Origin of the sequence: Roseospira navarrensis (assembly GCF_009601025.1) — a bacterium.
Taxonomy (GTDB): Bacteria; Pseudomonadota; Alphaproteobacteria; order Rhodospirillales; family Rhodospirillaceae; genus Rhodospira; species Rhodospira navarrensis.
The window spans coordinates 1-14,785 of sequence record NZ_WIVE01000045.1; the positions used below are offsets into that span (position 1 = coordinate 1).

The window sequence follows — 14,785 nt, forward strand, 5'->3', positions numbered from 1 at the left end:
GCTGGAATTCGAGCAGGGATCGAGGAAACTTGCTCATGGTCGGGCTCCGGAAATGGCGTGCGTTCACGTTATGTTCTACGCCGTTTCAGGCCACCTGTCACCACATGATGTGGTCCCGGACTCAAAGGGATAAGCCCTACAACAAATATATTAATCACATTCTTAACCACCCTTAAATTTGTGCCGGTGCCCATGATTACTTGAAGGCAGTATCCCGCAGCCGGGTAGACCGTCGCTTGGCGAATACCTTGCCACCAATCTTGAGGTCCCATCTCCCAAAAAAAGAGATCCGGAATAGTGCTAAGCACGGCAGCAACTAAGACGGCTGGTATATATTTGATGCCGAAGACAGCTATGAATGCAATCGTAAGCCCGGGGCCTGGATAGAACGCACTGACGTTCGGCGCGACTTCGAACAATCGCGCGAACTGCCAAAGCGCCCAAAACGCGACGATGTATCCAAATGAAATCCTTAAGGGTATCATGGGAACCCCTCGAAAACGCAATCATAACACCGCATGGAGCGATTGCAATACTCTAGGGCGTTGATAGGGTCATCTAAGAATGATGACAACGCATCTCACACTCTAAAAATATACCCGTAAAGGTGTTTGACTTGGGCTTCCTGATTTCTTTGGTCGATAATCGCCGATGGCGGCGTGTTCACCAAGGTTCGCGCCCTCGCGCGCAATCCATTCGCCGCCAACGTGCCATCCATAGCCGTTCCGCCCGCCGCACAGACGCCGGTGAACACCTGATACCAGTTTGCCTGCATCCTGACTCGTCAGGATCCAGGCCGGACGCCGCGTCGCCGCGCCGGCGTAATCGCCCCGAAGGCGCGCAGTGCCCCACTCATCCCCGATCCGCACCCGCCTCCCAGTCCTCATCGTCGCGATCCGCCTCCGCCTCTCCGTCGAGCAGGGCGCGTTTGCGGGCGAGACCCCAGCGGTAGCCGCCCAGGCCGCCGTCGCTGCGCACCACCCGATGGCAGGGCACCACGGCGGCAACCGGATTGGACCCGCAGGCGTTGGCGACCGCGCGCGTTGCGGACGGCTGCCCGACAGCCGCGGCCAGTTCGGCATAGGTGCGGGTCTGGCCCGGGGGAATGCGCCGCAGTTCGGCCCAGACGCGCATCTGGAACGCCGTCCCGCGCAGATCGAGCGGCGGCGGGTCCGGTGCGCCGTCCCAACCTCCCTCTTCCGGCGCCGCGACCAGCCGCACCACGGTCGGCAGCACGGCGCGGGCCGCCGGGCCGCCCGCCTGCAGCGTGGCCCGCGGAAACCGGGCCCTCAGGTCCGCGACCAGCGCGCCGTCGTCGTCGCCGAACGCGACCGCGCACAGCCCGCGCGGGGTCGCCGCCACCAGCACCCGCCCCAGGCGGCAGTCCGCCTGCGCGTGGTCGATCACCTCGCCCGCTCCGCCCTTGCGGTAGGCCGAGGCCGTCATGCCGAGTCCGGCCGCTGCATCCGCGTGCGCCCGGGCCGTCCCGCCATATCCCGCATCAAAAATCGCGTCGGTCACCGTCGCCCCCGTCTCCAGGGCCGCGCGCAGCCGATCCGCGCGCACCGCCTTTGCATACTGTTTCGGGCTCAGCCCCACGCGGGCCTGGAACACCCGCCGGAAGTGACCGGGGCTGAGTCCCGCCTCGGCCGCCAGATCCGCCAGGCACGGCTCGTCCGGGTCGGCCTCCAGCCGGCGGCGCGCCCGGGCCACCGCCTCGGCTTGCGGGTCGGCCGCGCCGTGGTCCGGACGGCACCGGCGGCACGGCCGGAAGCCGGCGGCAACCGCGGCCTCGGCCGTGTCGAAGAACCGGACGTGCTCGCGCCGGGGTCGCCGCGATGCACAGCCGGGCCGGCAGAAGATCCCGGTGGTCGCGACGGCGTAGACAAAGCCGTCGTCCGCCGCCGGCCGCCGAGCCTGCACCGCCTGCCACCGGGCCTCGGCCCGGGCGTCCTGAGACGCCGCCGCCGCCATCATGCGGCCGCCCCCCGGTCGGCGCCGCCCCACAGGGACCGCAGCGCCCGCCACGGCCGGCCGTCCATGGCCAGCAGACCCAGGCCGATCAGCGCCATGCCGGCGAAGTGGTTGCTGCGCAGGGTCTCGCCCAGGATCAGGGCCCCCAGCAGGATGGCGGTGACCGGCACCAGGAAGGTCACAAGCTGCACGTTGGTCGCCCCCGACGAGGCCAGGATGCGGAAGAACAGTCCGTAGGCCAGGGCCGTGCACAGCACCGCCAGCGCGCCCAAGGCCGCCAGCACCGACACATCGGGCATCGGCAGCGTCCACGGCCGGTCCACGACTGCCGCCAGCCCCACCATGATGAGGCCGGAGACGGTCACCTGCCCCGCCGCCGTCACCAGCGGGTCGATCGACCAGCGCCGGAAGCGGCGGCCGAACACGCTGGAGCAGGCATAGGACAGGGCCGCGCCCAGGATGGCCAACTGCGGCAAAAACGGCAGACCACCCACGTTCAGCGCATCGACGCCGATCAGCACCGTGACTCCCAGAAAGCCGAACACGACCCCCACGATCCGGCGCCCGGTAAAGCGCTCGTCCGCCAGCAGGGCGCCGGCCACGACCACGGTGAACAGCGGCGTGGTGGCGTTCAGGATCGAGGCCAGACCCGAGGGAATGTGGGACTGCCCCCAGACGATCAGGCTGAAGGGGATGGCGTTGTTCAGGACACCCATCAGGATGAAGGCCGCCCAGACGCCGGGGTCCCGAGGCATCCTGTGGCCGAACGCCCGCACCGCCAGCCACAGCACGGGCGCGGCCAGGCCGACCCGCGCGGCCACGATGGTCAGGGGCGGCAATGCCTGCACCGCGACACCGTTCAGGAAGAAGGATCCGCCCCACAGCAGCGACAGGCTGAGCAGCAAGGCCCAGTCACGGGCCCCCATCACGGGCGACAACGGCAAGGCGGGGGACATGGACGACGGAACTCCTTACTCAGGGCGACGGCAGGGGGACGCCAGGGGGGATCGAGGGCAGACCATAGCCGAACGCAGCCCCCCGATGCATTCCGGTTCCGACGATCAAATCCCGGCCTCTTCCCAAAACCCCGCGCGTGGGTCAGAAAGGATGCGGGGGTGTCGCCCCGTTCCCACCACAGCCAGGATTGCCGCCGCCGTGACTGCTGACAGTCTCCCCACCCGATCGACCGCGGACTGGCGCGCCCTCGACGCCGCCCACAGCCTGCATCCCTTCACGGACTACAAGGCGCTGGCGGCCGAGGGCAGCCGCATCATCACCCGCGCCGACGGCTGCTCGCTCTGGGATTCGGAGGGCACCGAGATCCTCGACGGCATGGCCGGCCTGTGGTGCGTCAACGTGGGCTACGGCCGCCGGGAGCTGGTGGACGCGGCGGCGCGGCAGATGGCCGAGCTGCCCTACTACAACCTGTTCTTCAAGACGGCGACCCCGCCCGCCATCGAGCTGTCCCGGCGGCTGGCCGAGATCACGCCGCACGGCCTGGACCACGTCTTTTTCACCAACAGCGGCTCGGAGGCCAACGACACCGTCATCCGCATGGTGCGGCAGTATTGGGCGCTGGAAGGCCGACCCGAGCGCCGGGTCATCATCGGGCGCCAGAACGGCTACCACGGCTCGACGGTGGCGGCGGCCGCCATGGGCGGCATGAGCGCCATGCACAAGCAGGGCGGCCCGCCCCTGCCCGACTTCCATCACATCCGCGAACCACACCATTTCAAGTACGCACACGATCAGGACCCGGAGGTGTTCGGACTCGAGGCCGCCCGCTGGCTGGACGAGGCCATCCAGGCCATCGGCCCCGGGCGGGTGGCGGCGTTCATCGCCGAGCCGGTGCAGGGGGCCGGCGGCCTGATCGTGCCACCCCCGGGGTACTGGGCGGAGATCCAGCGCATCTGCGTGCACCACGACGTGCTGCTGATCGCCGACGAGGTCATTTGCGGCTTCGGCCGGACCGGGCAGTGGTTCGGCAGCCAGACCTTCGGCATCCGGCCCGACATCATGACGCTGGCGAAGGGCCTGTCGTCGGGCTATCTGCCCATCGCCGCCGTGATGGTCGGCCAGCGCGTCGCCCGCACCCTGTTCGACAAGGGCGGCGAGTTCGTGCACGGCTTCACCTATTCCGGCCATCCGACCGCTTGCGCGGTGGCCCTGGAGACCATTAGCATCATGGACCGCGAACGCTTGGTGGAGCGCGTGCGCGAGGATGTCGGTCCCTACCTGATGGAGCGCCTGGGCACGCTGCGCGACCATCCCCTGGTCGGCGAGGTCCGGGGCCGCGGCCTGATGGCCGGGGTGGAACTGATCCGCGACCGTGCGAGCCATGCCTTCTTCTCGCCCGCCGGCAAGGTCGGCACACGCTGCCGGGACCACTGCTTCAACGCCAACGTCATCATCCGTGCGGTCGCGGACACCATGATCCTATCGCCGCCCCTGGTCATCAGCCGCGCCCAGATCGACCGTCTGGTGTCGGCCCTGGCCGAGGCCCTCGATCGCACCCAGCGGGACCTGCCCGACCTGGACCTTGCCCCGTGATCCCCTGACCCTCTGACCCTCTGACGTCCGTGATCCCGACCGGATCCTTTCAGGATGGAGTGCGTGTTCATGCCCGTTCGTCGTCTGCCCCTGACCGCCGGCGCGCTGTGCGCCGGTCTTGCCGTCGCCGCCCCCCCCGCCCTCGCCGAGGGCGCGTTGCACTTCTACAACTGGTCCGACTACATCGCCGAGGACACGATCCCGAATTTCGAGGAGAAGACCGGGATCGACGTCACCTATGACGTGTTCGATTCCAACGAGGTGCTGGAGGCCAAGCTGCTGGCCGGCAGCACCGGCTATGACCTGGTGGTGCCGACCGGCATCTTCATGGAGCGCCAGGTCAAGGCCGGCATCTTCCAGCCGCTGGACAAGGAGAAGATCCCCAACCTGTCCAACCTGAACCCGCAGCTCATGGAGTACCTGGCGACCCTCGATCCCGGCAACGAGCACGCCGCGATCTACATGTGGGGCACCACGGGCATGGGCATGAACGTGGACATGGTGACCGAGCGCCTGGGCGCGGATGCCCCGCTGGACAGCCTGGAGATCCTGTTCAAGCCGGAATACCTGGAAAAGCTGTCGGACTGCGGGGTGCATATCCTGGATGCGCCGACCGAGCTGCTGCCGATCGCGCTGAACTATCTGGGCCTGGACCCGAACTCGGATGACCGCGCGGATTTCCAGAAGGTCGAAGACCTGCTGATGCCCATCCGGCCCTACGTCACCAAGTTCCATTCGTCCGAGTACATCAACGCGCTGGCCAACGGCGACATCTGCTTCGCCATCGGCTGGTCCGGCGACGTGCTGCAGGCCGCCGACCGCGCGGCCGAGGCCGACAACGGCGTGACGGTGGACTACGTGATCCCGTCGGAAGGCACGCTGATGTGGTTCGACACGCTGGTGATCCCGGCCGACGCCCCGAACCCGGACGCAGCCCACCAGATGATCAACCACCTGCTGGAACCGGAAGTGACGGCCTCGATCTCCAACTACGTGGCCTATGCCAACGCCAACGACGCCGCCAAGCCCTACATGGACCCGGATATCCTGAACGATCCGCGCATCTATCCCTCGGACGAGGTGATGGCGCGCCTGTTCCCGGACCGTGCGTCGTCGCAGGCCGTGGACCGCATGCGCACCCGCCTGTGGAACAAGTTCAAGACGGGGATCTGAGGATCGCACGTCGCCGGACGGCACCTCCCGGCCCTCCCCCAGTCATGGGGGAGGTCGGGAGGGGGTTCGGGAGGTTGTGGAGGCCGTGACTCGGTCTTGGGGGGGAACCATGACATGACCGACGCTGTGCTTCAGGCCGGCGCGCCCGGCCCCGCCGCGCGCCCCGAAGGCAGTCGCCCGGGGGCCGTGCTGCGCCGGGCGGAGGCCCGGCCGATCATCGAGATCGATGACGTGGTCAAGACCTTCGGCGAGTTCGTCGCCGTCGATCATGTCTCGCTGACCATTCGCGAGGGCGAGCTGTTCGCCCTTTTGGGCGGGTCCGGGTGCGGCAAGACCACGCTGCTGCGCATGCTGGCCGGGTTCGAGCGCCCGACCGCCGGGCGCATCCTCATCGGCGGCCAGGACATGACCCACGTCGCGCCCTATGACCGGCCGGTCAACATGATGTTCCAGTCCTACGCCCTGTTCCCTCACATGTCGGTCGAGGCCAACGTGGCCTTCGGGCTGCGTCAGGACGGCCTGCCCAAGGCGGAGATCCGGGACCGCGTGCGCCAGATGCTGGACCTGGTGCAACTGGCGCCGTTCGCGAAACGCAAACCGCACCACCTGTCCGGCGGTCAGCGTCAGCGGGTCGCCCTTGCCCGCTCGCTGGCCAAGCACCCCAAGGTGCTGCTGCTCGACGAGCCCCTGGCCGCGCTGGACAAGAAGCTGCGCGAGCAGACCCAGCTTGAACTGGTCGGCATCCAGGAGCGCGTCGGCACCACCTTCGTCGTCGTCACCCACGACCAGGAAGAGGCCATGACCATGGCCGACCGCGTGGCGATCATGGACTCGGGGCGCATCATTCAGGTGGATACGCCCCACGCCCTGTACGAATACCCGAACACCCGCTTCGTCGCCGAGTTCTTCGGCACCGTGAACATGTTCCAGGGCGACCTGATCGAGGACGAGCCGGACCACATCCTGATCCGCTCCGACGCGCTCGCCAATCCGGTCTATGTCGGCCACGGCATCAGCGCCCGCGAGGGGGCGACCGTCTGGGTCGCGCTGCGCCCGGAGAAGCTGGCGATCTCGCGCACCCGGCCGGACCGGGCGCACAACTGGGACCAGGGCATCATCGAGGACATCGTCTACCTGGGCGGCATCTCCACCTATCACGTCCGCCTGGACAGCGGGGCGCTGGCCCGGGTGACCACCCAGAACCTGGAGCGCATGGCGGAACCCGACATCACCTGGGACGACCGCGTGTTCGTCTCGTGGCGGCACGACAACGTCGTGGTGGTGACGGGATGAGCGCGCCGTCGGACAGCCCGCGCGACGCCCCCCCGGCCGCCGGCCCGCTGGCCCGGTCGGAAGCGGAACAGGCGTGGTCCCGGGCCGGGTGGAGCGACGGGGACGACCGCCGCCTGACCAGGCTCCAGCGGCTGACGGCCCGCTTCGGGCGGGGCACGGTGATCGGCGTGCCCTATCTGTGGCTGCTGCTGTTCTTCCTGCTGCCGTTCCTGATCGTGCTGAAGATCAGCTTCGCCGAATTCCGCCTCGGGCTGCCGCCCTACACGCCGCTGCTGGAGTGGATCGACGGCACCTATCTGCAAATCCGGCTGGCGCTGGGCAACTACCAGTTCCTGCTGGAAGACCCGCTTTACATCACCGCCTATCTGAACTCGCTGAAGGTGGCGTTCTTCTCGACGGTGTTCGCGCTCCTGATCGGCTACCCCATGGCCTATGCCATCGCACGGTCGAAGCCGTCGCTGCGCGCCGTGTTCCTGCTGCTGGTCATCCTGCCGTTCTGGACCTCGTTCCTGATCCGGGTCTATGCCTGGATCGGGATCCTCAAGAACAACGGACTCATCAACAACGGCCTGATGGCGCTGGGCCTGATCGATGAGCCGTTGCCGCTGCTGAACACCGAATTCTCGCTCTACGTGGGCATCGTCTATTCGTACCTGCCGTTCATGGTGCTGCCGCTTTACGCCACGCTGGAGAAGATGGACACGTCCCTGATCGAGGCGGCGGCGGACCTGGGCTGCCGGCCGTTCAAGGCGTTCCTGACCGTCACCCTGCCGCTGTCCCTGCCGGGGATCGTGGCGGGATCCATGCTGGTGTTCATTCCGGCCGTGGGCGAGTTCGTCATTCCCGACCTGCTGGGCGGGGCCGGAACCCTGATGATCGGCAAGGTGCTGTGGAGCGAGTTCTTCAACAACCGAGACTGGCCGGTGGCCTCGGCCGTGGCCATCGCCATGCTGATCTTCCTGGTCATCCCCATCGTGGTGTTCCAGCATTACCAGCAGAAACAGGCCGAACGGGCGGAGGAGTCGTGAGATGAAACGCGCCTCCCGGTTCCCCTATGTCATGTTGGCGATCGGCTTCGCGTTCCTGTACGTGCCGATCCTTTTGCTGATGATCTTTTCCTTCAACGAAAGCCGCCTTGTGACCGTGTGGGGCGGGTTTTCGCTGAAGTGGTATGCTGAGCTGTTCCGGAACGAGCAGATGCTGGACGCCGCCCTGGTCTCGCTGCGGATCGCGGTGACCTCGGCGACCATCGCCACCGTGCTCGGCACGCTGTCGGCCCTGATGATGGGCCGCTTCGGGCGGTTCCGGGGCCGACTGCTGTTCACCGGCATGATTACCGCCCCCCTGGTCATGCCCGAGGTCATCACCGGCCTGTCGCTGCTGTTGATGTTCGTCTCGCTGGAGGGCCTGATCGGCTGGCCGCAGGGGCGCGGGGTGGACACCATCACCATCGCCCACACCACGTTCTGCATGGCCTATGTCAACATCGTCGTACAGTCGCGGCTGGTGGGGCTGGACCGCAGCGTGGAGGAAGCGGCGATGGACCTGGGGGCGCGCCCGCTGAAGGCGTTCCTGGTCATCACCCTGCCCATGCTGGCGCCGGCGCTGGTCTCCGGCTGGCTGCTGTCGTTCACCCTGTCGCTGGATGATCTGGTGATCGCGAGCTTCGTCGCCGGCCCCGCCTCGTCCACGCTGCCGATGGTGGTGTTCTCGTCCGTGCGCATGGGGGTCACCCCCGAGATCAACGCGCTCGCCACCCTGCTGGTGCTGGTGGCGACGGTCACGATCCTGATCGCCGCCGCCGTCCTGTGGCGCCAGGAGCGCGAGCGCGACCGCGCCGTGGCCCGCGCGGTGGACGCGGAGCGCCGCGCATGAGCCTGAGCGCCTGGGCCGGGCTCGCCGGGGCGGTCCTGCTGGCGGCGTTCCTCGTCTGGTTCGTGGCCTGGGGGCTGCTGTCGAAACGCCATCGGCTGCCCTGCCCGTCCTGGCTGGGCTGGATGGTGGAGATGGACAACCCCTTCACGCGCACCAACCGGGCCGCCTTCATTGTCGAGGCGCTGGACCTGACGCCGGGCATGCGCGTGCTGGATGCCGGCTGCGGGCCGGGCCGCCTGACGATCCCGCTCGCCGAGGCCGTCGGACCGCACGGCGTGGTGACGGCGGTGGACATCCAGCCGGCCATGCTGGAGCGGGTGCGGGCCCGCCTGAAGGGGCGCGCGGACCTGACCGTCCATCTGGTGGCGGGCGCGCTGGAAGAGGCCGTCCCGGCGGATGCCGCCTTCGACCGGGCCCTTCTGGTCACCGTGCTGGGCGAGATTCCGGATCAGGCGGCCGCGCTGCGGCGGGTTCACGACAGCCTGCGCCCGGGCGGCGTGCTGTCGATCACCGAACTGGTGTTCGACCCGCACTTCCAGCGGCTGAGCCGGATCACGGCCCGGGCGGAGGCGGCCGGATTCCGGCCCTCCACCATCCACGGCGGCCGGCTGGCCTACACCGCCCATTTCGTGCGGCCGGCCGCCGCCTGATCCCGAGCCCGGCCGCGCGCGGGATCAGGCCCGCACGGTGGCCAGGAAGGAGCGGATCTGGTCCTGCAGCGCGCCGGACCGCTCCGACAGGGCATGCGCGGCGGCCTGCACATCCTCGGCCGAGCGCCGGTTGTTGGTGGTCTCCGCGCTGACGGCCGCGATGGTCTCCGAGACGTGATGGGTCCCTTCCGAGGCCTGCTGGACATTGCGGGCGATCTCGCGCGTCGCCGCGCCCTGCTCCTCGATGGCCGCCGCGATGGCCGAGGCGATGCTGCTGATGGAGCCGATGGTCTCCGACACCGCCTTGATGACGCCCACGGTCTGCTGGGTCTCGGACTGGATGGCGCCGATCTGACCGCTGATCTCCTCGGTCGCCTTGGCGGTCTGGCTGGCGAGGGTCTTGACCTCGTTCGCGACCACGGCGAAGCCCTTGCCGGCGTCCCCGGCGCGCGCCGCCTCGATAGTGGCGTTCAGGGCCAGAAGGTTGGTCTGGTTCGCGATGTCGGTGATGAGGGTGACCACCTGCCCGATGCGGTCGGCGGCCTCGGCCAGCGAGCCGACCCGCCGGTCCGCGTCCGTCGCCTGATCCACCGCTTCGGCCGCCACGGTCGAGGCGCGCTGGACCTGCGAGCCGATCTCGTCGATGGACGAGGTCAGTTCCTCGGTCGCCGACGCCACCGTGGACACGTTGGTGCTGGCCTCTTCCGACGCGCTGGCCACCGATGTGGCCTGTTCGTCCACGGTCTGCACCCGCTCGCTCATGGTGCGGGCGACCGCCTCCATGTCCTCAACCGCGCGGGCCACGCCGCCCATGATCTCGCCCACCGACGCCTCGAAGGTATCCGCCATCTCCAGGCGGTTGCGTCGGCGTTCCTCCGAGGCCTCGGCCTCGGCCCGCTGGCGCTCCTGCTCCATGTCGCGCATGCGGGCGAGGTTCGCCTTGAACGAGTCCAGCGCGCGGGAGATGGCCCCCACCTCGTCGGTGCGGTCCTGGCCGCTGATGGCCACGGTGGTGTCGCCCTTCTCGATCGCCGCGATGGCCGACACGAGCCCGCTCATGGGCCGGTTGATGAGCCGCCGCCCCACCAGCCACAGGGCCGCGACCAGCACGACCAGCAGCACCGCCCCGGTGATCGCCAGGATCCAGGCCAGCCGGTTCGCCGGGGCGTTGATGGCGGCATCCTGCAGGTTGACCATGACCGACCAGGACAGGTCGGACTCGCCCAACGGGATCGGCGTGAACAGGTGGGTGTAGTCGGCATGGGCCAGCACCGGGCTGTCGCTCAGGCCCTCGGACGCCATCTCGAACGCCTCGCCCGCCGTGATCGCGGGCAGCGCCGATCGCAGCGCCGGCAGAGTTTCCGTCACCGGCTTGCCGCGCGCGTCCGCGTCGGGCATGGCCACCCACTGGCCGGCGTTGGAGATCACGAAGACGGACCCGGAGCCCAGCGGCCGGGTGTCCGCCAGCGCGCCCCAGATGTCGGACAGCTTCAGGTCGACACCGACCACACCGATGGTGCGGCCGCCGTCCTTGATCGGCACGGCCAGCGAGGTCAGGAACACGATGGTTCCGTCAATGTCCCACACCGTCGGTTCCGTGACGAACTCCCGGCCCGTGGTCAGCGGCACCTGATAGTATTTGCCCTGATCCCCAGCCGACTCCATGGATTCCAGATGGTACAGGGTCAGCCCGGCGGCATCGCCGAAATCGTACCAGTAGCTCAGGTAACGCCCCGAGTCGTCGGTCTGCGGGCCGCCTCCCACGAAGGCCTCGTCCCGCCCGTCCAGCGCATCCGGCTCATAGCCCGCCCAGGCCCCGGCGAGGGCCGGGTTGCTCTTCATCGTCTCTTCCAGGATGGCGTCGAACACGGCGCGGTCCGTCACCCCCTGGGCCTTCAGGGTGGCGAAGGTCTTGGACAGCTCACGGGCGATGACGAGCCCCTCTTCCAGGTCCGCCTGGATGTCGCGGGCGATCGCCTGCCCGAGGGCACGCCCTTCGCTGAGGGCCAGATCCTCGGTCTCGGACTGGGCCGTCGTGCCCATCACGACGCCGCCGATCAGCAGCCCCACGACCAGGACAAAGGCGCTGGCAAGCACCAGTTTCGCCGACACCGACAGCTTCAGGCCCATGACCGTTTCCCCTTTCTGCTTTTCCGGCAGGCTCAACCGTCACGCGCACACCGGAATGCCCCGCACCAACCGGCGGGCGAGGGCTGTTGAGAAACACTTTAAAGAAGACCGCGCCACACTGCCATGAAGAATCAGTGACCTCATCAGATATTCTCAGGCCCGAGCGCAGCATTGCCAATGATTCTCATAAAATTAACTGCAACCGGGCAAGCAAAACGGGGCGCTGCCCCGCGCGGAGCAGCATGGGTCGCAGACTCGGGGCGTTCATGGTATGCAGGACGCTCCTCCGACTGTCGTGCCATTCGTCCCGGAAGGACCCACCACCATGGATTACACGATCACCCACGGCCCCGCCTTCGCTCTGCTGGAGATGACCATGGAGCAGGGCGAGCAGGTCCAATGCGAATCCGGCGCCATGGTCACCATGTCGCCGTCCCTGTCGCTGGAAACCTCGATCGGCGGCGGCGGTGGCGGCGGCGGGTTCTTCGGGCGGGCGATCAGCGGCCTCGCCCGCTCGGCCCTGGGCGGAGAGAGCTTCTTCGTCACCACCATCACGGCGGAAAGCGGGTCGGGCAGCCTCTCCCTCGCGCCCGCCATGCCGGGCGACATCCGCGACGCCGAGATCGAGAGCGCGCCGCTGATCCTGCAGGCCGGCTCGTTCCTGGCCAGTTCACCCGGCGTGTCCATCGACGCCTCGTGGGGCGGCATGCGCGGCCTGCTGGGCGGCGAGGGCCTGTTCATGCTGCGCGCCACCGGCACCGGCACCGTGTTCCTCTCCAGCTTCGGCGCCATCGTGCGGCGCGACCTGGAGGCCGGCGAGCGGCTGGTCGTGGACAGCGGGCACATGGTCGCCTATCAGGACGGCATGGGGCTGGAGACGCGCATGGTCGCCGGCGCCGGCGGCTTCTTCAAGCGCGCCTTCACCAGCGCCACGAGCGGCGAGGGTCTTGTGATGGAGTTCACGGGGCCGGGCCCGGTGTGGATCCAGACCCGCAACCCGCAGGCCTTTTCCGGCTGGATCGCCACCCTGCTGCCGAACATGCGCAACCAGTCCAGCGGGCATTAACGAGTCCGATCGGCGGTCGATGGAAGCGGACTCGTCCGCCTCCATCGCCTCCGGCACCGTCAGAACAGGAAGTACCGTTGCGCCAGCGGCAGTTCGTCCGCCGGCGCGCAGGTCAGCGCCTCGCCGTCGGCGCGCACCGTGGCGGTCTCCGGATCGACCTCGATGTGCGGCATGGCGTCGTTGAGCACCATGTCGGCCTTGGTCACGGAGCGGCAGCCGTAGACCGGCAGCAAGGTCTTCCGCAGACCCAGGGTGCCCCCCAGCACGGTGGCGATGGCCTCGGCCGAAACGAAGGTCACGCTGCTGGTGGTCAGGGCGCGCCCGAAGGCGGCGAACATGGGCTCGGCGGCCATGGGCTGCGGGCCGGAGACGCCGCCGTCGGGGTCGCCGACGCCGGCCATGGCGATGCTGCCGCCCTTCAGCACCATGTCCGGCTTTGCCCCGAAGAAGGCCGGCGTCCACAGCACCAGGTCCGCCAGCCGGCCCGGCGCGACCGAGCCCACGTGATCCCCGATCCCGTGCGTCCGCGCCGGATTGACCGTGTACTTGGCGATATAGCGGCGCACACGAATATTGTCGTTGTCGCCGGTCTCCTCGGGCAGGCGGCCGCGCTGCCGCTTCATCTTGTGGGCTGTCTGCCACGTGCGGGTGATGATCTCGCTCGACCCGCCTGAAGGACGGCCATCCGACGCGATCATGGACAGCGCGCCGATGTCATGAAGGATGTCCTCGGCCGCGATGCCGGTCGCCGGGTCGCAGTCGCGCGGCGCACCCGCCGCGACCAGGGCCGCCCGCTCCCGGCGCCCGTGGCACAGCGCATCGCGGCTGTTGACCGTCAGCGGCCGGGTCAGCGCGGCGGAGCTGGGCAGCACGTTGGCCTCGCCGCACAGGCGGACGGCGTCCGGCGCCAGCCCACCGCCAGCACCCGGCGTATGAAACGCATGGACGGCGCGCCCCCGGAACGCGGCGACCCAGTCGGCCACGTACCCGCTCTCGTTCAGGGTGTCGGTCTGGATGGCGACCTGGACGTTCAGACGCTCGGCCACGGACAGCCCGGTCTCGATGGCGCTGGGCGTCGCGCCCCACGCATCGTGGAGCTTCAGGCCGATGGCCCCGGCCGAGACCTGTTCCTCAAGCGCGCCGGGCAGGCTGGCGTTGCCCTTGCCATAGAATCCCATGTTGACCGGAAAGCCGTCGGCGGCCTGCAGCATCCGCCGCAGGTGCCACGGCCCCGGCGTGGCCCCGGTCGCGGCGGACCCGTTCGACGGACCTGTGCCGCCGCCCAGCATGGTGGTGATGCCGGAGGCCAGGGCGGCCTCCACTTGCCGGGGTCGGGTCCAATGCGTGTTGGCGTCCACGCCCCCGGCGGTCAGGATGCGGCCCTCGCCGGCGATGATGTCGGTGCCGGGCCCGATGGTGATGGTCACGCCGGGCTGGGTATCCGGGTTGCCGGCCTTGCCGATGGCTTCGATCCTGCCGTCCAGAAGCCCCACATCCGCCTTGGTGATGCCGCCCGCATCCACGATCAGCACATTGGTGATGACGGTATCCACGGCGCCCTGCGAGCGCCACGCCTGCGACTGCCCCATGCCGTCGCGGATCACCCGGCCGGCGCCGAACAGAACCTCCTCGCCGGCGACGGTATGATCCCGCTCGACCTCGATCACAAGGTCCGTGTCGCCCAGACGCACCCGGTCGCCGGTGGTCGGTCCGTACAGAGCGGCATAACTGCCGCGATCGATCTCGTACGCCATCTCGTTTCAGTCCTCCAGCGCGCCCTGAACCTCGGCCCTGAACCCCCAGACCATGCGCCGCCCCTCGTACGGCACCAGGGTGACCTCGCGGGTCTCGCCGGGCTCGAAGCGGACCGCCATGCCGGCGGGAATGTCGAGCCGGTAGCCGCGCGCGGCCTCGCGGTCGAACGACAGCGCCGGATTGGCCTCGGCGACGTGATAGTGGCTGCCCACGTCAATGGGACGGTCGCCCGCGTTGGCGACGCTGAGGGTGATGGTCTCGCGGTTGGCGTTCAGGGTCAGGGTGCCGGCGGCAGGCAGGACTTCTCCCGGGATCATGG

Annotated in this window: 12 protein-coding genes; 7 read left to right on the forward strand and 5 right to left on the reverse strand. The window is 68.7% G+C overall.

Annotated elements, in window-relative coordinates:
- Nucleotides 1–852: 852 nt before the first annotated feature.
- Both ada and GHC57_RS13345 read right to left on the reverse strand, forming a co-directional pair.
- The gene (gene ada / locus GHC57_RS13340) at nt 853–1,977 is read right to left on the reverse strand and encodes a bifunctional DNA-binding transcriptional regulator/O6-methylguanine-DNA methyltransferase Ada (RefSeq protein ID WP_170294875.1); all 1,125 of its coding nucleotides are present in this window, start codon (nt 1,975–1,977) and stop codon (nt 853–855) included.
- The gene (locus tag GHC57_RS13345; RefSeq protein WP_153345048.1) at nt 1,974–2,930 is read right to left on the reverse strand and encodes a DMT family transporter; all 957 of its coding nucleotides are present in this window, start codon (nt 2,928–2,930) and stop codon (nt 1,974–1,976) included. The genes ada and GHC57_RS13345 overlap by 4 nt, the downstream gene beginning before the upstream one ends.
- A 199-nt stretch (nt 2,931–3,129) precedes the next feature.
- Between GHC57_RS13345 and GHC57_RS13350 the strand changes: the two genes are divergently transcribed.
- The 6 genes from GHC57_RS13350 (at nt 3,130) to GHC57_RS13375 (ending at nt 9,515) form a co-directional block, all read left to right on the forward strand.
- A complete protein-coding gene (locus GHC57_RS13350; protein WP_343031176.1) occupies nt 3,130–4,524 on the forward strand; it encodes an aspartate aminotransferase family protein in 1,395 nt (464 codons plus the stop codon).
- A gap of 69 nt (nt 4,525–4,593) precedes the next feature.
- Nucleotides 4,594–5,697 (forward strand): polyamine ABC transporter substrate-binding protein, encoded by a 1,104-nt coding sequence (locus tag GHC57_RS13355; protein WP_153345052.1) that lies wholly within the window; start codon nt 4,594–4,596, stop codon nt 5,695–5,697.
- A gap of 114 nt (nt 5,698–5,811) precedes the next feature.
- Entirely contained in the window at nt 5,812–6,990 is a 1,179-nt protein-coding gene (locus tag GHC57_RS13360; RefSeq protein ID WP_153345054.1) for an ABC transporter ATP-binding protein, read from the forward strand.
- A gap of 113 nt (nt 6,991–7,103) precedes the next feature.
- The gene (locus tag GHC57_RS13365) at nt 7,104–8,018 is read left to right on the forward strand and encodes an ABC transporter permease subunit (protein ID WP_425500678.1); all 915 of its coding nucleotides are present in this window, start codon (nt 7,104–7,106) and stop codon (nt 8,016–8,018) included.
- Between the two features lies 1 nt (nt 8,019).
- Nucleotides 8,020–8,865 (forward strand): ABC transporter permease subunit, encoded by an 846-nt coding sequence (locus GHC57_RS13370; protein WP_211369196.1) that lies wholly within the window; start codon nt 8,020–8,022, stop codon nt 8,863–8,865.
- Entirely contained in the window at nt 8,862–9,515 is a 654-nt protein-coding gene (locus GHC57_RS13375) for a class I SAM-dependent methyltransferase (RefSeq protein ID WP_153345058.1), read from the forward strand. The genes GHC57_RS13370 and GHC57_RS13375 overlap by 4 nt, the downstream gene beginning before the upstream one ends.
- A gap of 24 nt (nt 9,516–9,539) precedes the next feature.
- Here GHC57_RS13375 and GHC57_RS13380 read toward each other — a convergent pair whose 3' ends face one another.
- A complete protein-coding gene (locus GHC57_RS13380) occupies nt 9,540–11,645 on the reverse strand; it encodes a methyl-accepting chemotaxis protein (RefSeq protein ID WP_153345060.1) in 2,106 nt (701 codons plus the stop codon).
- A 325-nt stretch (nt 11,646–11,970) separates the two neighbouring features.
- Here GHC57_RS13380 and GHC57_RS13385 point away from each other — a divergent pair, with 325 nt between their 5' ends.
- Nucleotides 11,971–12,711: a TIGR00266 family protein gene (locus GHC57_RS13385; protein ID WP_153345062.1), complete on the forward strand. Its 741-nt coding sequence runs from the start codon at nt 11,971–11,973 to the stop codon at nt 12,709–12,711.
- Nucleotides 12,712–12,770: 59 nt separating this feature from the next.
- Here GHC57_RS13385 and ureC read toward each other — a convergent pair whose 3' ends face one another.
- On the reverse strand, nt 12,771–14,465 hold the full coding sequence (ureC, locus tag GHC57_RS13390) for an urease subunit alpha (RefSeq protein WP_153345064.1): 1,695 nt from the start codon (nt 14,463–14,465) through the stop codon (nt 12,771–12,773).
- A 6-nt stretch (nt 14,466–14,471) separates the two neighbouring features.
- Nucleotides 14,472–14,783 (reverse strand): urease subunit beta, encoded by a 312-nt coding sequence (locus tag GHC57_RS13395; RefSeq protein ID WP_153345098.1) that lies wholly within the window; start codon nt 14,781–14,783, stop codon nt 14,472–14,474.
- Nucleotides 14,784–14,785: the final 2 nt, after the last annotated feature.